We start from the raw sequence: 18,094 nt of genomic DNA, 5'->3' as shown, positions 1-18,094 counted from the left end.
GGGCTCAGAACTCCGACCAGTCGTCATCATCGCCCTTGTTGGCTGGCTTGGCAGCGACCACTGGGTGGGCTGCCGGCTTGCTAGCCGGTTTGCCGGCGGGCTTGCTGGCCACGCGTGGCACCTGGCGCGCGGCAGGCGGCGGGCTGCGCCGCTGGCCGGCGCTGTCCAGCTTGAAGCGGTTGACTGCCTCCATCAGCATATGCGCCTGGTCCTGCAGCGAGCCGGCCGCGGCGGCCGCTTCCTCCACCAGTGCGGCATTCTGCTGGGTCACCTCGTCCATCTGGGTCACGGCGGTATTTACCTGTTCGATGCCCGAGCTTTGCTCGGCCGAGGCGTTCGAGATATCGCCCATGATGCCGGTCACCTTGCGGATGCTGGCCACCACTTCCTCCATGGTCACGCCGGCCTTGTCGACCTGGGCGGTACCCACGGTCACCCGCTCCACCGAATCGCCGATCAGCGCCTTGATCTCCTTGGCCGCCGCGGCCGAGCGCTGCGCGAGGCTGCGCACCTCGCCGGCTACCACGGCAAAGCCGCGCCCCTGCTCGCCGGCGCGCGCGGCTTCCACCGCGGCATTCAGGGCCAGGATATTGGTCTGGAAGGCTATGCCGTCGATTACGCCGATGATGTCGACGATCTTCTTCGACGACTCGTTGATCTCGGCCATTGTGGTGACCACGGCGCCGACCGCCTCGCCGCCTTTCTGGGCGATATGACTGGCGCTCTCGGCCACCCGGTTCGCTTCACGCGCATTCTCGGCATTCTGCTTCACGGTGGAGGTCAGCTCCTCCATGCTGGCAGCGGTTTCCTCCAGGCTGGCGGCCTGCTCCTCGGTACGCTGCGACAGGTCGATATTGCCGGCGGCAATCTCCTGCGAGGCGGTATTGATGGTCTCCACACTGGTGCGGATATCGCCGACGATCTGCAACAGCCCGTCATTCATGCTCTTCAATGCCTTGATCAGCTGGCCAGTCTCGTCATTGCGGTCGGTCTCGATCCTCTGGGTCAGGTCGCCGGCCGCTACCGTTTCGGCCAGCTGCACGGCCTGGCGCACCGGCACCACCACCGACTGGGTGATCAGCCAGCCGGCCGACACACCGATCAGGATGGCCACCACGGCCATCACCAGCATCATATTGCGCGCCGATTCATAGCTGGCGACTGCGCCCTCGTAGGTACTCTTATTGCGCTCGTTCTGCAGCACGATGAACTCGTTGACCACCTTGGTCAGTTTTTCCTGCAGGGGGCCGAGCTCGTTGTAGAGAATCTGGGTGGCCGCATCGTTCTCGTTCTTGCTGGCCAATTCAATCAGGCGTCCGGCACCGGCACGTAACGCCTCATCTGCCTGCCCGATCTGAGCCATGTATTGCTTGGCTTCCTCGCTGCGTACACGATCACGCAGATGCTTGTAGTTGTCATCGAAAGCCTGGCGTCCCTTAGCGTTCAGCGCCTTGGCCTGATTGATGCCGGCCTCATCGGTGCGCAGGATGATGTCGCGCAGGCTGATCACACGGAGATTGACCGCGTCGATGATGTCATTGGCCATGCGCAACTGGGTGGCCCGCTCATTGCCGATCTCGTCCAGATTGTCGGCCATGGCCGACATGCGGCTCAGGCTCAGCACCGTCATGCCGATCAAGAGAATAAGCACAACCCCGAAACCGAGCCCGAGCCGCACGCCGATTTTCCAATTTTTCATTTCCGTCCCCTTCTGCTGGTTTTACAGGCTTAAGCGGCACTGGCCGCATCGGCAATCAGTTCCATGTCGCGGCTGCCCATCAGCTTCTCGATATCCACCAGGATCAGCATGCGTTCGTCCACCGGCGCCAGGCCGACGATATAAGCCGTGTCGACGGCGGCGCCGAACTCGGGCGTTGGTTTGATGATGTTGTCGGTCAGCGCGATCACGTCCGACACCCCATCCACCACCGCGCCGGTAATCCGCCCGGCGAGGTTGAGGATCACCACCACGGTGAACTCGTCGTAACGCGCCTCGCCGATCTGGAACTTCACCCGCAGGTCGACAATCGGCACGATGGCGCCACGCAGATTGATGACCCCGAGCAGGAAGGGCGGTGTATTGGCGATGCGGGTCGGCTGCTCGAAGCCGCGGATCTCCTGCACCTTGAGGATATCGATCGCGTATTCCTCGCTGCCCAGTGTGAACACCAGGTGTTCGCGGCTGGCGATATTGCTGCTGGTATTGAATTCCATGCCTGCTCCTTGTGCCGCCCGGGGCGGCGCTAAGTACCGCGTGCGCGTCCCAGCACGCTCACGTCCACGATCAGGGCGACCCGGCCATCGCCCAGAATGGTGGCGCCCGAGATGCCGGGCACGCGCCGGTAGTTCGATTCCAGGTTTTTCACCACTACCTGCTGCTGGCCGAGCAGCTCATCTACCCAGAGCGCCAGCTGCTGGTTGCCGGCCTCGATCAGCATCACGATGCCGCTGGTCGGGTCCTGTGAATGCGGCTGGCTGCCGACCACCTCGTGCAGGGCCACCAGCGGCAGGTATTCATCGCGTACCTGCACGACTCGGCCGCGCCCGGTCACACTCTTGCACTGCTCGGCCGTCGGCTGCAGCGATTCGCGGATTGCATTGAGCGGCAGGATGTAGGTTTCGCCACCGCTGCCCACCAGCATGCCGTCCAGAATGGCCAGGGTGAGCGGCAGGCGGATGCGCATGGTGGAGCCGATGCCGGCCATGGATTCGATGTCCACGCTGCCGCCCATGGACTGGATGTTCTTGCGCACCACATCCATGCCCACACCGCGCCCCGAGACATCGGTCACTTCGGCCGCGGTGGAAAAGCCGGCCTCGAAGATCAGCATCCACACATCCTGGTCGCTCATCGCCTCGCCCACAGCCAGGCCGTTCTCGCGCGCCTTGGCCAGAATGCGCTCGCGGTTCAGGCCGGCGCCGTCGTCGCGCACCTCGATCACCACATTGCCGCCTTGCTGGAAGGCCGCCAGGGTCAGCATGCCGGTCTCGGGCTTGCCGCGTTCGCGGCGCGCCTCGGTTGATTCGATGCCGTGGTCGAGGCTGTTGCGCACCAGATGGGTGAGTGGGTCGACGAGTTTTTCCACGAAGCCCTTGTCGAGCTCGGTCTGTTCGCCCACCAGGCGCAGTTCCACCTTCTTGCCCAGCTTGGCCGCCAGGTCGCGCACCACGCGCGGAAAGCGACTGAACACGGTGGACATGGGAATCATGCGGATCGACATCACTGACTCCTGCAATTCGCGCGTGTTGCGCTGCAGCTGCTCGATGCCGGCCAATAGGCGCGCATGCTGGAGCGGGTCGAGGTCGGCCGCGCTTTGCGCCAGCATGGATTGGGTGATCACCAGCTCGCCAACGAAGTTGAGCAGCTGATCGACCTTGCTGACATCGACCCGGATGGTGGCGGCCTCGCTCTTGTCGGCAGCTGGTTTGGCCGCGCGCGCAGCCGGGCTCGGGCTGGCGGGCTGGGCGGCCTGCTGGCGCGCTTCCTCGGCACGCTGCTGCTGGGCCTTGGCCACTGCTTGCTGGTCGAGAAAACCGTAGGCCACGCCTTCACGTCCGGGCGGGGCGCCGGGTGCCACGGCGGGCAAAGGTTCGAAAAAGCCGTAATCGCTGCCGGCAGCATCGGGCGTTGATGCTTCCTTATTGGCGGTTGGCGCGGCTTCCGGCTCCGCATCGAAGAAGCCAAACGCCTCGCTGGCGGGCGCGTCCTCGAGCAGCGCGGCCGGCGTTTCATCCGCAAAAAAGCCGAAGCTCTCGCCTTCGCCGGCCAGGGGTTCGGCAGGCGCGGGCTCACCGGCTTGCAGCTCGAAGCGGTCGGCCGGCAGCACAAAGGCCAGCGAATCGTTGATTTCGCTCGCGCTTTCCTGGCTGAGGATAGCTAGCTCAAGCAGCAGCAGGCCCTGCTCATACCGGCGTGCCAGCTCTTCCACCTCGCCAAATGCATACAGCGAAGCCAGCAATTCCTCGACCGGCGCACCCTCATCCAGGCGCAGCTTGAGGCGCCAGCGATACGGCCCGCCATCCTGGGCGGGGCTGGCGCTGGTCGGCACCGCTGCCGGCTTCGCTTCGCCCGCTTCCAGCGCCTGCAGCGCCGAGGTGGCCTGGGCGACTGCGGCCGGGTCGGGCGCCGCGCCATCTCGATGCACGGCAATCATGCCGGCCAGCACATCACCGGCCTGCAGGAAGGTGTCGACCATCTCCGCTTCCAGGCGACGCTGGCCCTTGCGGATCTGGTCGAGCAGGTTTTCCAGGATATGGGTGAGGGCGGCCACATCGTTGAAGCCAAAGGTGCCGGCCCCGCCCTTGATCGAATGGGCGGCGCGGAAGATGGCATTCAGTTCTTCCGGATCGGGCGCGTCCAGTTCCAGCCCCAGCAGCAGGGTCTCGAAATTGGCCAGATGCTCTTCCGCCTCCTCGAAAAAGGCACCGAAGAATTTTGAGAGGTCGATCTCCATCCCTGCCGTCCTTTGTTCTTATCCGTCGGGGTGCTGCACGGGGCGGGGGCGCTCGGCTAGCCGATCAGCTTGCGCACCACGTCGATCAAGGTCTGCGGATTGAAGGGCTTGACGATCCAGCCCGTGGCGCCGGCGGCGCGCCCCTGCTGCTTCATGGCGTCGCTGGACTCGGTGGTCAGCATCAGGATGGGGGTGGCTTTGTAGGCCGGCAGCGCACGTAGCGCCTTGATCATGGTCAGTCCGTCCATGCCGGGCATGTTCTGATCGGTGATGATGAGCTGGCAGGGCTTGCTCTTGGCCTGGCTTAGGCCGGCATTGCCGTCGCCGGCTTCCAGCACTTCATAGCCGGCGTTCTTCAAGGTGAAGCTGACCATTTGGCGGATGGAGGGGGAGTCATCAACAGTCAGAATCGTCTTCATTGCGTCCTCGGTGTGCCGTGCGGGCGACGGATGGCGGGTTGATGGACTGGATGGTGCAGAAATCAGCGTTTCATGATGTTTCTAGCAGGCTTTGTCAAAAGCGCTAGAACAGCTCGATATCGCCCTGGCCTATGCTGCGCTGGGCGACCGGGTTGTGCGCGAGCGCCGCTTCCTGCGCGCTTAGCGCACTGCGCAGCCGGGTCAGCGCCTCGGCCTCACCGCTTTGCAGCTGCTGCTGGCACAGCCGCGTGCTTTCCATGGCAGCCTGCAGCGCATCGATGCGTCGGCGCGCATGGGCGAGCAGCTGGTTGACCATGTCCTGGAACTGCAGCGCGGTGGTCGCGCTGGCGATGCCCTGCTCGGTTTGTTGGGCCATGCTGCTTAGCGCATTGAGCGCCTGGCTCTGCCCCTCGTTCAGCTTGCGCAGATCGACCAGGGTCTCGTCCACATGGTGGCGCACCTTCTCGGTTTCGACGCCCTGGCGACTGCTCAGCTCACCTGCCGCGTTCTCCATGCTGCTGATGCTATTGCGCACCTCGCCCATGCTCTTGCGGATGCGCTCGCTGAAGTCGCGCGTGTACTGGGCCAGCTTGTGCACCTCCTCGGCCACCACCACGAAGCCGCGGCCTGCTTCGCCTGCGCGCGCGGCCTCGATATTGGCGTTTAGGGACAGGAAGTGAATCTTCTTGGCGATATCGTCAAGGCCACCCAGCTCGCCCATCATGTCGTTCACGCGCAGGCCCATGCCCATCATTTCCTCGGTCAACCTTTGCGCGGTCGCATGGTTTTCCAGCATCAGCCCACCGATGGCCTGCAGGGTCTCGCCGGTTTCGTTGATCAGGTGGTCGGCGCCACGGCCGGCGTCACCGCCCAGGGTCTGCAGGGCGATTTCCTGCTGCTGGCGCGCGGCATTGGCGATCAGGGTGAAGTTGCTGGTCAGGCTGACGATGGCCTCGTTCAGGATGCCCTGCACACGTTCGACCTCCTCATGTGCGGCGCGGGTCTGGCGCTTGAGCAGGGCCTCCAACTCCTGGCCGGCCGGCAGCACGTCCACGCTGGCGGGGCGGGATTCCTGCTCGGCCAACTGGGCCTGGGGCGCCGGGAAGTACTGCGCGTAAGCGAGCGCCGCCAGGGCGGGCAGCGGCAGCAACCAGATCGGCACGGGCAGGGCGAGCAGCACGGCACTCAGCACCAGGGCAAGCAAGAGCAGGGCAATCTTGGGCAAGGCAGCATCCTTCGCAAATCGCGCTAGCGCGGGGCGCGCTGTTCTTTATTCGCGCTGGCGGGCCTGATTGCAAGCCGGGCTGCGTGCGTGGCGCCAGCGGGGCTACAATCAAAGCTCACTAGCCATGTGCCTGCGCGGCGCGACGAGGATAGAACGATGTTTGGCCTGGGCAAGAAGAAGGACCCGTTTCAGACCGTGACCTGCAAGGGCCTGAAGCTGGAAGGGCGGGCCGTGTTGGCGCTGCAGGTGCGCGACCTCGACCTGGTCGAGTTGTGCAAGCTGGCCGATAAGGTCGAGGCCTGTCAGCGTGTGTCCTTTGGCAAGATCTACCAGAAGCCCGGCACCATGCTGGCTGAGAATAATCAGGAAGATCAGGGCTATACCGCGCGTTACGACAAGATCACCAAGTCGATCGGCGTGAATCTGCGCCAGGGCTTTATGCGCCAGACCCTGGTGTTTGCCACGCGCGACCCGGATACCGTGTGCCGTGAGCTGGGCATCAGCCTGGAAGTGGCCGGACCGAGCGAGCCGACGGTCAGCTGAGCGCCCACCGCGATGGAACAAGCCCGCCAGCTGGCGGGCTTGTTGTTTGCGCTTGCTTCAGGGCAGGGCCAGCGCGCGGGCGATATCCTGCCAGGCAATGTATTTGAAGTTCTGCGCACCATCGGGCAGGCGCTTGTGACCATCCTGCACCACCAGCATGCCCTGGCCATACACGCCGCCCAGATTGGCGGACGTCACTTCCAACCCATCGGTTTCCGAGGCACCGTCTATGCCCAGCTCGGCCTGGATGCCGACCCGGAACGCACCGCGCACGGCAAACGGCGGCTTGGCATCCAGCACTAGATAGCTGTCATTGCCCTGGCTGGACACTACTAGATAGCTGGCTGCGCTGCCGTGGTAGAGCGCCATGCCTTCCACATCGGCGTGCAGCTGCGCGCCCACCGGCATGAGCAGGCGTGGCTTAGCGCCCAGCTCGGCGCGTGCCGATATGGTCCAGATGCCGCGGTCCTCCTCACCCATGAACAGCACGCCGTCTTGATCGTTGGCCACGCAGCCCTCGGGCTGGCTGGGCAGGCGGAATTCGCGCAGCTTGCGACCGCTGAACTGGCCGTCCTGGTATTCAATCCGGTAGTGCTGGAAGCGCCCATCCTTATCGTTCACAAAGGCCTCCAGCCCGCCAGCGGGCGGCTGGTAAAGGCACACGCCGTAGATATCGGGCAGGCCGGTGGGAATACGCGCGCGCTCGCTGACCTGGCCATCCGCATCGATGCCGAACAGCACCAGGGCCAGCGCATCGCGGTGGGTGGCCACCGCCAGGTCCAGCGTCTGGCCGCCCAGGCGCACCTGCTGGCGCAGGTCGACATTGTTCAGGCGGCCCACTGCCAAAAGCTGAGTCTCTTTACCGGCTAGGTCATATACGAGCAGGCCCTGCTTCTTATTAGTGCCGAGCACGCGGCTTTGCGCGGCATCGCGCGGGTTGATCCAGATGGCTGGATCGTCGGCCGCGTCACCCAGGCGCGCCACCGGCTCGGTCTGGCCGCTCGGTAGCACGATGGGCAGCGCGGCCGCGACGGGTAGCTTGGGTACCGACCAGCGCAGCGCCTGCGCCTGCCATTGCTCGCTGTCTTCGTCCTGGCGCCATAGCTGGCTGGCGCGCGCGTCGATGGCCAGCTGCGCGCTGCCGGCGGGCAGGCGCAGGCTGCTGCGTGCCTGCCAGCCCGCGCTGGTCTGCGCGAGCAGATGTGCGCGCTCACCCTTGCCGTCCAGCACCGCCAGGCCGCCCGGTAAGCGCGCCAGGCTGAGTGCACCTTGCTGCAGCGGGCCATAGGGTTGCTTGAGCAGCACCGGCGTGCGGCGTAGCTTGCGCTCGGCATCGGCCGGGTAGGACCACACGCCGAAATCGGCCTCGGCCAGCAGCAGCTCGCCGCGCGCATCGTCGACCTGGCAGTCGACCACACCGGTGGGCAGGGCCAGCTCGCGCAGCAGGCGCGGTGCCGGGCCGCTGAGCAGCCATTGCTGGCCGCGGCCTTCCTCGCCAATGAAGAAGCCATGCAGCAATTGCTGCGGGTCGCGGTACAGACACAGGCTTTCAATGGGAAAGCCGAGTGCGGGCAGGGTGAAGGCCGGGCGGAACTGGCCGGCTTGCAGATACAGGCCCTGTACGCGTTGCTGGCTGCGCTCGACCAGGACGGCCAAGGTGCGCGCACCATCGCGGCGTACATCGAGTTTTTCGCTGGCCAGCGCGAGCTCGGCGCTGGGCCGGCCTTGCGCATCGATGCTGCGCAGCATGGTCTTGCTTTGCAGCAGCCAGCCGCCCTCGGGCAGCGCGACGAGCTTGTCGGCCTTGAGCGGCTGGGGCAGGGCGGCCTGGGCCGGGCTGAGCATGGCGCCCGGCCCGAGCAGCGTGCCCAGCAGCAGGGCACAGGTTTTGGTGAAGTGCATACGGTGCTTTCCTTGGTGGGTCAGCCGATTCGTCGGCTGGCTCCAGTGTTTTTTCAATACAGCGCGAACTTCAGGCCCAGCTTGTAGCTGCGTCCATATTGCTCGTACTGCGCATTGCGCTCGGCCCGGCCCGCATACACGTAGTAGGGCTCGTCGCGTAGGTTCAGCGCTTCGAAGCTCAGCTGGGTGCGCTTGCTCAGCTGCCAGTGCGCCGAGAAGTCGTACTGGGTCTGCGCAGCCACCTGCAGGTCCTGGTTGGCGTCTAGCACATCGCCCACTTCCAGCAGATAGGCCGATTTGTAGTTACCGGCTAGGCGCAGGCTGAGCGGGCCTTTTTCATAGCCAATGCTCAGATTCAGCGTGCGGTCGGACTGGCTGGGCAGGCTGATCTGGCGCGCGCGCAGCTGGCCGCTATCCGCATCGCGCTGAGTAATCTGCGCCTTGGAGCGCGACAGGGTGGCATTGCTGGCCAGCAGCAAGCCGTTCTGGAAATGCTGGGTAAAACTCAGTTCCAGGCCGCGCACGCGCGCCGCATCGCCGTTGGCAAAGCTGATCGCCTCATCGAAATCGGCCCACTCGCCGCTGCCGGCGAGGTCGGTCTGGTAGATGAAGTCCTTGATGCGCTTATGGAACAGGTAGGCCGACACGCTGCCAGCGCGGCCCAGGCGTTGTTCAATGCCGAGGTCCAGATTGCGTGCGCGCAGCGGCTTGAGTTGGGGGTTGCCGAAGCTCGCCTCGTTGTCGTCGATCACGAAACCGGGCGCCAGCTGGCCGAAGGTGGGGCGCACCACGGCCTGGGTCCAGGCGGCGCGCAGGCTGGTGGCCTCGCTCAGATCGTGGCGCAGGTGCAGGGCGGGCAGCCACTGGTGGTAGTCGTGTTGCTGCTGGCTGGCCACGAAGTCGCCGTTCTCCAGCCCGGTGCCGCTGGCGCGCAGGCGGGTACCCTCGTAGCGCAGGCCGGCCAATAGGCGCGAAGCGCCCTGGCTGAGCGTGCCTTGCAGATAGGCGGCGCGAATGTCCTCGCGGATCTCGAAGTCGTTCACGCGCGACTCTTCCTCATCGCGGTAGTCGGCTGCCGCAAGGCCGCCCAGCAGCTGGCGGATCGCGCTGCCCGACAGGGCCGGGCCGAAGTCGCCCAGCGCATAATCGACGCGCCCGGCGCTGAAGGCGCGCAGATTGAGCTGTGCATCGCTGAATCCAGCGTCGCCCAAGTCCTCGTACAGCCAGACTTCGGCATCGCTGCGCTTATCGCGCCGGCTGGTCTTGGCGCCGAACTTCACGCGCAGATCGGCCTCACCCAGGCTAAAGCTGCGCGCGAGGTCCAGGCGCAGATTGCGTTCGCGGTCGGTGCTGCGCGTTTGCGCCAGCTCCACCTCGTCCAGGCTGTACTGGCTGGCCTCGTTCAAGCTGGCCGGGCCGAACAGGGCGGGCTGGCGGCCATTGTGAAAGCCGATCGCGCTGAAATCGTCTTCGCCCTTGAAGCTCGCACCGGCGATATGCTGCGGCTCTTTCTCGCTTGCGTAGCCGAGGCCCAGTAGCGCATCCAGCTTCCATACCCCAAGCTGCTGGCCGGTGCCCAGCACCAGCGAGCGCAGCTGCTGGGTTTCCTTGCGGTCCTTCAGCTCGCGCTTGGCTTCGGCATCGCCGGCCACACCCTCGGCTTGTGCATCGGCAAATTCGATCAGATGCGCCTGGCGCACCTCGCTATCGCTGTAGCGGCTGAGCAGGCTGCGGGCGAAGAAGTGGCTGCCGGCCTGCGGCTTGAAGTCGAGATTGAAAGCCGCACCGAGTCGCTCGCGCGTGATCAGGTAGTCGCGCCGCTCGAATTCGGCCAGCCTTGCTTCGCCGTCCTCTTCCTCCCACTTGCCGCCGGTCTCCACATTGTCCGAGCCGAATTTACGCTTCTCCCAGCTCAGGCCGGCCGCCAGGCCCAGGCGGCCATCGGCAAAGCGATTGGCCCAGCTGCCCGCCAGCTTGGGGCTGGTCTGGCCGGTGTTCTGGTCACGGCCGGCTTCCACCTCCAGCGTGGCCAGCTGGCCGGGCTGGTCGAAGGCAGACAGGGTCTTCACCTCGACGGTGCCGCCCAGTGAGTTCGCATCCTGCTCGGGCAGTAGCGTCTTGTGCACTTCCAGCGCGCGGATCAGGCCGGCCGGAATCACATCCAGCATCACGGCGCGCCGCTCGCTCTCGGGCGAGGGCAGCAGGCTGCCATTCACCGTCACGCTGTTCAGATCGGGCCCCAGGCCGCGTACCCGGATATAACGGCCCTCGCCCTGGTCACGCTCGACCGATACCCCGGGCACGCGCTGCAGCGCTTCGGCCGCATTGGTGTCGGGCAGCGCGCCGATGCCGTCGGCGTGCACGACGCTGACGATGCTGTCGGCCTGCTGTTGCGCGTCCAGTGCGCTCTTGATGCGCGCGGCCTGGCCGATCACCAGAATCGTCTCGCTGCTGTGTTCATTGGCCAGCGCGCCTTGCGCCAGGCTGGCCAGGCACAGGGCCAGTACGCTGTAGCGCTGGCCATGGCGTGCCGCTGTGATGCGTGGATATGACATGAAAGCTCCCTCAAGCTGATGTGGCGACCGCGGCAAAGGGCGGTGGCGTCGGGGCTGCAAGCTAGGGGGTGGGCTTTGCGGTTTCGTGACAGTGCTGAGGACTTGTTTCGAAAAATCAGTGACTTGGCGTGGTTTTGGTGGGCGGTTGAGCTGTTTTGCCAGTGCGGCAGGGGCGCTGGGGATTGGGTTGGAATGGATGCCAACGCACTGATCTAAAAGAGGTTTTCAGTCGCTGGTGCACTGGCTTGGTCGGGCCGTGCGTACGGGCCGAGGCAGCACTTTGCGCAGCGGCTGAGCTGAATTGCCGCGCCGGCCACCTTGCCATCTGCCTGCCATCTTGGCGCCTTAGTCTGGCGTCCTTTGTTCTTACCAAGTTTGTACCGCCATGCTGCATTTACATCGCACCCCACTATGTCTGCTCGGCCTCAGCCTCCTGGCCCTGCTATGCCTATTCCAGACCCAGGGCCTGCCCAAGCCCGCCGCGCACTGGCAGTGGATGGATATCGCCGGCGAAGGCGGTACCGCGCTGATGGCGGCGGTGTGGCTGGGGCAGATATTGAGCAGCCGCCCACGCGGGCGGGTGACCATGTTGCTGGCCCTGGGCCTGGGTGGGCTGATGCTAGGCAGCTGGGCCGACTGCCTGGACGAGTTCTACCGCCTGCCCGAGGCCAGCCTGTGGGACAACTGGCTGGAATCGACCTTGAGCCCGCTTGGCATGCTGATGCTCACGGCCGGCCTGTATTTCTGGCGCGAGGAGCAGTTCAGCCTGAGCGAGCAGCTGCACCGGCGCGAGCGCCTGTTCCGCGAGCACCGCGCCTTCGACCGGCTGACCCAGCTGGCCGATGCCGGCTATCTGCGCGAGCAGATCCGCCTCGAGCAGGCGCGCTGTCCGGGCCAGCCCTGCGCGCTGGTGCTGCTCGATATCGACCGCTTCCATGCCATCAACCGCGAGCTGGGCGCGGCCGAGGGCGACCGGCTCCTGCAGGCGCTCGGCCATCTGCTGCTGCTCAATCTGCGTAATGACGATCTGCTCTGCCGTTACGCGGCCGACCGCTATGCGATTCTGCTGCCGGAAACCAGCGCGGCCGAGGCGCAGGCCATGGCCGAGCAGTTGCGTGCCAGCGTGGCCCAGCTTGCCTACTACCCGCGCCGCGGTGGCGCGCGCCTGCCGCTGTCGGCGCGCGTAGTGTGCGCGCTGGCCGATAGCGCACCCGATGCGCTGCTGGCCGCGCTGAATGCCGCGCTGGAGCCGGCACCGATGCACTTTCACCATCCCCAGCCGGCCTGATGCTCGCGCACTGCTACAGCGCCGATACCGCGCTGATTGCCAGCCAGCACCAGCCCGCGCTGCTGCTGGAGTTCGCGCGCAGCCGCGATCTGCCGCTGGCTGGGCTACTCAAGGGCAGCGGGCTCAGCGAGGCTGGCTTGCTGGATGGGCGCCAGCGACTGAGCCCGGCCCAGCTCTTGCAGCTGCTGGGCCAGCTGCTATGCGCGGCCGATGAGCGCGGGGCCAGCTTCCAGCTCGGCCAGCAATGGTTGCCTGGCCACTATGGGGCGGCCAGCCTGGCGCTCGCCCAGGCGGTGGACCTCGCTCAGGCGCTGCAGATATTGGAGGCCGAGCAGGCGCGCTTCTGCCCGCTGCTGGGGCCGCGCCTGCGCATCGAGGGTGAGCTGGCCATCGTCTACTGGACCGATAGCGTGGGCGCCGGCCCCTTGCTGCCGGCCTTGGTCGAGCTGCATATGGCCGCGCTGACCGGCATGGTGCGCTGGCTGGGCGGCGAGCCCTTGCCCTGGCGCTATTACTTCAACCGCACCCGCCCGCGTGAGCTGGCCCAGCATGCGGTGCACCTGGGCAGCGCCCTGCATTTCGGCGCGCAGTTCGACGCGATGGTGGTCGACGCGCACTGGCTGCAGCGGCCCTGGCCGCGTGGCCAGGCGGCTGGCGTGAGCTTGTCGCTGCGCCAGCTCGAGCCGCTGGCTACGCCGCGCAGCCTCTTGCAGGCGCTCTACGATCAGCTGCGCGCCAGCCTGCATGCGCCGCCCAGCCTTGAACACAGCGCGGCAGCCTTTGCCACCAGCCCGGCCACGCTCAAGCGCCACCTGGCGCGCCACGGCACGCATTTTCAGGCCATGCTCGACCAGGTGCGCACGCATGAGGCGCTCTTCCTGCTGCAATTCCACGGCTATGACCATGCTGCGCTGGCCGCGCACTTTGGCTTTCACGATGCGCGCAATTTCCGCCGCTCCTTCAGCCGCTGGACCGGGCTGCAGGCGGCGCTGCTTGGGCCGCAGCTGGCCTAGCCAATCTTGCCTATAACGTTTTCTGCGGTATCGGAACAAGCCCATAAAAAAGCTGCCCGGAGGAAATCGTCATGGCCAGTCCCCTTAGCATGCTGCTCAGCCTGTTCGGCATTCACAGCTCGGCCGAGCAGATTGGCCGCCTGGTGCTGGAAACCCGCGAGCGGGTGGAGAAGCTGGCTGAATCGCTGCGCCGCCTGGCCCAGGCGGACAAATGAAGTTGCCGGGACATTTCACCGCTCAAGCTGTCAGGGTCAGCCAGACTGTACGACCAAGCGAGGGACGCCATCCGGTGTCCTTGGTCATGAGAAGGGGGGCGTCATGTTGCTGCTAAGGTTAGGTCTTGCAATGCGTACCGTGGCGGCGATGCCGCTCTTGTTGCTGGTCGGCGCTTGTGCCGGCCACGCGCCGGTCGCCAAGCAGGCAGGCATTGTGTTGCCTTTGCAAACCGGCTGGTTCCAGGGTGAGCCGGTGCACTATGTGACGACCGATATTTCAGATCGGGCCATGGCACGCATGGCCGGCGCGAACTGGGTGTCACGGCTGGCCAACGTGCTGCCAGGCCCGACGTCGCAGCCCGGCTATCGTTCTGCCCTGGATCGGGTCTACAAATTTGCCGCGGGCGAGCAGGGCAGCGTGCTGCCATCAGCGCCGCAACCCTTGGGGGGCGACAATCAACAGCGCGCTTACAGCCCGCTGTGGCAGGTGGTGATGGTCCACTGGCAGACCGGTAAGCAGGTGCGGGTGCTGAAATCGGAACAGGACGTGCTGACGGCAGAGGATGCCGGCGATATCCGCCTGGAGGCGCTGCCCATCATCGTGAATTGCCCAGTCATCGGTCTGGGCAAACAGTTCCTGCCGGGGGTAAGCCTGCCCTGATGTCTGCCATGACAGCGGCCGGCGCAGCCTCTGCGCCGGCCGTGGTCATGCCACCTTTCAGCCTGTCTTGGAGAACACCCGCCGTCCATCGCGATAATACGTCCGGTTGGGCCTTCTCCACCTTATTGAGCAGCACCACCGCGGCCATGGTGTGGCGGGCCGTCAGTGCCTAGGCCAGCACCTCGGGTATCACGCGCAGGAGCTGCTCGATCTGCTCGCTGCTGTTGTAGTAATGCACCGACAGGCGCACGGCCGTGTCCACCCCCAAGGCCTCCATCAGGATGGGCGTGTGGTGGCCGGTCATCACCCAGCTATTGAAGCCGCGTGCGCGCAGGCGGTCGACGATTTCGCCGGCCGGGCGTTTGCGGTGCTGGAAGCTGATGATGCCCTGCTGGCGTGTGCCCGGCGCGATCAGGCGGGTGTCGGGCACCTTGGCCAGGCCCTGCATCAGCTGGGCGAACACCGCCTCGGCATTGCGCGTATCGCGCCCCAGGTGGTACTGCACGGCCGCATGCAGGCCGACCACCGCCGCCATATTGCGCTCGGCCAGCTCGTAGATGCGCGCGCTGTGCGGCGCAACCCGGTAGCCATGCAGGCCCTGCACCTGGGCCACATGCAGATCACAGAAATCGGGCGGTACGGCGGCGCGAAAGCGCGGCGACAGATAGGCGAAAGCGGTGCCGCGCGGGCCGCGCAGGAATTTGCGCCCGGCCGCGGTCAGCACATCGCAGCCCAGGCTGCGGATATCGATGGGTATCTGCCCGACCGACTGGCAGGCATCGACCACGAACCAGCAACGCCGTCCGGCAACCAGCGTGGCAATCTCGTGCAGTGGGCTGACCGTGCCGCAACCCGAGGGCACATGTACGACCGAGATCAGCGCCACCGCATCATCGAGATGGCGGCGCATCCAGGCCAGGTCGATATCGCCATGCGGATCGAGCGGAATCACCTCAAGCTGGAAGCCATACTGGCGCTGCCAGTTGATCAGGGCGATCAGATTACCGGCGTACTCATACGGGGTGACCCAGACCCGATCGGCAGGCCCAAAGCGGCACAGGCGCAGCAGGCCATGCCAGGCGCGCGTGGCCGAATCGAACAGCGCGATATCACTGGCCTGCGCACCGATCAGCTGGGCAATGCTCTGGTACACGCCATGCTCAAGGATCTCGGCGTGGGCCAGCTCAGTTTCATAGGCGCCGCGCTGCGCTTCCTGCTGCAGGTAGTGGCACATGCTGCGGCTGACGACATCGGCGGGCAGGCCCGCGCCTGCCGTATTCAGGTGGATCGGCGCTTCCATGTATTGTCCTTGTTCGGGAAGAGATTAAGCGCGCTGCTCGACCAGCCACAGGCGCGGCTGGCGGCGTATGGCCAGGATCAGCAGCAGGGCGGCCGCCACCAGCGCACCCGACAGCCACCAGGCCTGTGCGCCCGTGTGTGGGCCGAGGGCCAGCGCGAGCTGCGGTGCCGCCATCAGGCCGATATTCACCCCGGCCGAGTAGAGCCCCATATTGCGGCCCATCTGCTGCGGCGCCGACACCTCGCTCACGTAGTAGAGCAGGCTGGGGAAGACGATCATCTCGCCCAGCGTCCACAGCAGCGTGCCGGCCAGCAGCATGAAGGGATTGGCCGATACCCCCATCAGCATGAAGCCGGCGGCGGCGAGGCTATAGCCTATGGTTAGCGAGCGCGCATGCGAGAGCTTTTGCATGGCCACATTGAGCGGCAGCTCGAACAGCACCACGCAAAAGGCATTCGCGCTGAACAACAGCCCAGCCCACCAGCTGGGCAGGCCAAGCTGGTTGATCACATAGGCGCCGAGCAAGGTGGGCGGCAGCGCATAGGCGAGGTGGATGGGCAGGGCCAGGCCGAACACGGCCCAGAAGCGCCCATCGCCCGCTGGCGCGCTGGCACCTGCCGGTGTCGCTGGCACTGCGGTCGGTGCCGGCTTGTTGGCCTGCGCTCGGCCGGCATGGCGGGTGGCCAGTGCATAGAACAGCGCCGCCGCCAGCACCATGGCCGCATTCAGATAGAACAACGCGCTCGGTGTCCAGGCAAACAGCAGACCGCCCAGGGCTGGACCGATGCCCATGCCGATATTGATGGCCAGCCGGTTGCAGGAGAAGGCGATCTTGCGCTCGGCCTCGCTCGAATGCGTAACGGTGGCCATGTAGTTGGCCGGCGTATAGGCCTCGTAACACACGCCCCAGAAGAAGGTGAGCGCCAGCAGCAGCCAGATATCGCTGACGGCCGGTGCCACGACGAGGACGGACGCATTCAGCGTCAGCGCGCCCAGCATCACCGTGCGCGCCGGCACCCGCTGCAGGAGCGGGCCGGCACTCAGATCGGCCAGCAGGGCGCCGGCGCCGAAGGCCGCCACCACGAGGCCGATCGCGGCCGCATCATAGCGCCCCTGCCCAAGCAGATAGGCTGCCAGGAAGGGGAAGGCCATGGTGCCGGAGCGGAACAGCAGGGTGGTGATGAACTGGGCGCGCAGCTGCGGGTTCAGGCTGGCCAGGGTCTTGAGCACGGTTGTGATCATCGCAGCACATAGACCTCGTGCTTGAGGCGGTTGATCACGTCGTAATCGCGCAGGATGTCCTCGTAATTATCGGCGCGCATGAACACCCGGATCGGGCTGCTGAGCAGGTCCTGGGTTGGACGCAGCTGCTGGCCCGGCTTGACCTTGTAACTGGCCAGGAAGACGCTGGGCAGCGCATTGATCTGCGCGACCACCTGCTCGCTCAGGCCGACCACCGTGCCTTCAATATTGGTGGCCACATTGAACACGATGGCTTCCTGGCGCTTGCGGTAGTGGCGGCCGCCAAAGCGCTCGGCGAACAGGCCAGGCGTGACATAGGACTGGGCGATCAGATCGGCCTGGTTATGGCCAAGGCAGCCATTGTGGAAGTCCGGGTGCATATTGCCGTTCAGGCGCGCGCCCACTTCAACCAGGGCCGGGCCGGCCTGGGTCAGCATCACCTCGGCGTGGCAAGGGCCGAACTCGATGCCCAGTGCATCCAGCACGCTGTGGATGTAGTGGATGAGCGGGGCGACTTCCGGTGCGTCCTCGGCAATCAGGATGTCTTTGTCGTAGATATTCTTGCCGCCGCTGATCAGGCGTTTTTCATAGCGCCAGATGCCGCACACATAGTGGCGCCCATAGGCGCTCACGGTATCGACGATGTACTCGACCCCATCCAGATAGGACTGCACGAGCACTTCGCGGTTGGCGAGGCCGAAGATATCGCGCGAGGCGAGCACCTGGCGCGCTGCGGCCAGCACCTCGTCCTCGTTGTGGCAGATCACCACCCCGTCGGTGGAGGCCGAGCTGAGCGGCTTGACCACGCAGGGCAGGCAGTGCGTTTCGCGCACCCATGCCAGGATCTCCTCGGCATTGTCGGCCTTGAACTGCTCGGCGCAGCGGATATCGTTGGCGCGCAGGGTTTCGATCATCTCGTACTTATTGCGCCGTGCCGGCGACAGCGCCGAGCCATTGCTGGGCAGGCCGAGCAGCTCGCTCAGGCGGTCGGCCAGCGGCACACCCGGTTCCTGGCCGGCAATCACGCACACCGGCTGGTGGCGGCCCAGGCGCTGCACGGTGTTCGCCTCATTATCAAAGACGATGTTCTCCAGGTACTCATTCATATTCGGTGCCAGCATGCTGGGCATCAGTGCCGGCGTGCTCTGCACATGGATGAGCTTGGCGCCGTGGCGGGCGAAGGCGGCGGGCAGGAAGTTGCCGGTCGAATAGGCATCGACGGCGACCCCGATGAATTGCGTTTCAGTCATGACGTGGTTTCCTCTTGGGGCAGCGAT

The 18,094-nt window shown here is 65.6% G+C and carries 15 protein-coding genes; 5 read left to right on the top strand and 10 right to left on the bottom strand.

Annotated features, from left to right (window positions below):
- Nucleotides 1-4: 4 nt before the first annotated feature.
- The 5 genes from BT173_RS19965 to BT173_RS15870 all read right to left on the bottom strand — a co-directional run bounded on the left by BT173_RS19965 (nt 5) and on the right by BT173_RS15870 (nt 6,098).
- Nucleotides 5-1,699, bottom strand: a complete 1,695-nt coding sequence (locus BT173_RS19965) for a methyl-accepting chemotaxis protein (protein ID WP_072429657.1) — start codon at nt 1,697-1,699, stop codon at nt 5-7.
- A gap of 29 nt (nt 1,700-1,728) precedes the next feature.
- The gene (locus BT173_RS15885; protein ID WP_072429656.1) at nt 1,729-2,214 is read right to left on the bottom strand and encodes a chemotaxis protein CheW; all 486 of its coding nucleotides are present in this window, start codon (nt 2,212-2,214) and stop codon (nt 1,729-1,731) included.
- Between the two features lie 29 nt (nt 2,215-2,243).
- Nucleotides 2,244-4,454: a chemotaxis protein CheW gene (locus BT173_RS15880; RefSeq protein WP_072429655.1), complete on the bottom strand. Its 2,211-nt coding sequence runs from the start codon at nt 4,452-4,454 to the stop codon at nt 2,244-2,246.
- Nucleotides 4,455-4,510: 56 nt separating this feature from the next.
- The gene (locus tag BT173_RS15875; protein ID WP_072429654.1) at nt 4,511-4,873 is read right to left on the bottom strand and encodes a response regulator; all 363 of its coding nucleotides are present in this window, start codon (nt 4,871-4,873) and stop codon (nt 4,511-4,513) included.
- Nucleotides 4,874-4,976: 103 nt separating this feature from the next.
- Entirely contained in the window at nt 4,977-6,098 is a 1,122-nt protein-coding gene (locus BT173_RS15870) for a methyl-accepting chemotaxis protein (protein WP_072429653.1), read from the bottom strand.
- 156 nt (nt 6,099-6,254) lie between these two features.
- Here BT173_RS15870 and BT173_RS15865 point away from each other — a divergent pair, with 156 nt between their 5' ends.
- The gene (locus BT173_RS15865; RefSeq protein WP_072429652.1) at nt 6,255-6,641 is read left to right on the top strand and encodes a hypothetical protein; all 387 of its coding nucleotides are present in this window, start codon (nt 6,255-6,257) and stop codon (nt 6,639-6,641) included.
- A gap of 57 nt (nt 6,642-6,698) precedes the next feature.
- On the opposite strand, the gene BT173_RS15860 is transcribed toward BT173_RS15865, so the two are convergent.
- Together BT173_RS15860 and BT173_RS15855 are read right to left on the bottom strand one after the other, a co-directional pair.
- Nucleotides 6,699-8,543 (bottom strand): phytase, encoded by a 1,845-nt coding sequence (locus BT173_RS15860; RefSeq protein WP_072429651.1) that lies wholly within the window; start codon nt 8,541-8,543, stop codon nt 6,699-6,701.
- Nucleotides 8,544-8,596: 53 nt separating this feature from the next.
- The gene (locus tag BT173_RS15855) at nt 8,597-11,098 is read right to left on the bottom strand and encodes a TonB-dependent receptor (RefSeq protein WP_072429650.1); all 2,502 of its coding nucleotides are present in this window, start codon (nt 11,096-11,098) and stop codon (nt 8,597-8,599) included.
- 385 nt (nt 11,099-11,483) lie between these two features.
- Between BT173_RS15855 and BT173_RS15845 the strand changes: the two genes are divergently transcribed.
- From BT173_RS15845 to BT173_RS15835, 4 genes are all read left to right on the top strand, one after another.
- On the top strand, nt 11,484-12,386 hold the full coding sequence (locus tag BT173_RS15845; RefSeq protein WP_072429648.1) for a GGDEF domain-containing protein: 903 nt from the start codon (nt 11,484-11,486) through the stop codon (nt 12,384-12,386).
- Nucleotides 12,386-13,399, top strand: a complete 1,014-nt coding sequence (locus BT173_RS15840) for an AraC family transcriptional regulator (protein ID WP_072429647.1) — start codon at nt 12,386-12,388, stop codon at nt 13,397-13,399. Before BT173_RS15845 ends, BT173_RS15840 begins: the two co-directional genes overlap by 1 nt.
- 71 nt (nt 13,400-13,470) lie before the next feature.
- Nucleotides 13,471-13,614 carry a hypothetical protein gene (locus BT173_RS19695; protein WP_175545627.1) on the top strand — a complete coding sequence of 48 codons (144 nt, stop codon included), beginning with the start codon at nt 13,471-13,473 and terminating at the stop codon, nt 13,612-13,614.
- A 130-nt stretch (nt 13,615-13,744) separates the two neighbouring features.
- Nucleotides 13,745-14,275 (top strand): DUF7482 domain-containing protein, encoded by a 531-nt coding sequence (locus BT173_RS15835; protein ID WP_072429646.1) that lies wholly within the window; start codon nt 13,745-13,747, stop codon nt 14,273-14,275.
- Nucleotides 14,276-14,444: 169 nt separating this feature from the next.
- Here the strand turns inward: BT173_RS15835 and BT173_RS15830 are convergent, their stop codons facing one another.
- From BT173_RS15830 to BT173_RS15820, 3 genes are read right to left on the bottom strand one after another with little or no spacing between them, the layout of a single operon-like run.
- Nucleotides 14,445-15,575: an aminotransferase class V-fold PLP-dependent enzyme gene (locus BT173_RS15830; protein ID WP_072429645.1), complete on the bottom strand. Its 1,131-nt coding sequence runs from the start codon at nt 15,573-15,575 to the stop codon at nt 14,445-14,447.
- A 24-nt stretch (nt 15,576-15,599) separates the two neighbouring features.
- On the bottom strand, nt 15,600-16,817 hold the full coding sequence (locus tag BT173_RS15825; RefSeq protein WP_072429644.1) for an MFS transporter: 1,218 nt from the start codon (nt 16,815-16,817) through the stop codon (nt 15,600-15,602).
- Nucleotides 16,814-18,067, bottom strand: a complete 1,254-nt coding sequence (locus tag BT173_RS15820) for an ATP-grasp domain-containing protein (RefSeq protein ID WP_072429643.1) — start codon at nt 18,065-18,067, stop codon at nt 16,814-16,816. The genes BT173_RS15825 and BT173_RS15820 overlap by 4 nt, the downstream gene beginning before the upstream one ends.
- Nucleotides 18,068-18,094: the final 27 nt, after the last annotated feature.

It is taken from the genome of Chitinimonas taiwanensis DSM 18899 (genome assembly GCF_900119825.1).
GTDB lineage: Bacteria > Pseudomonadota > Gammaproteobacteria > Burkholderiales > Chitinimonadaceae > Chitinimonas > Chitinimonas taiwanensis.
This window is presented reverse-complemented; position numbering and strand designations above follow the sequence as displayed.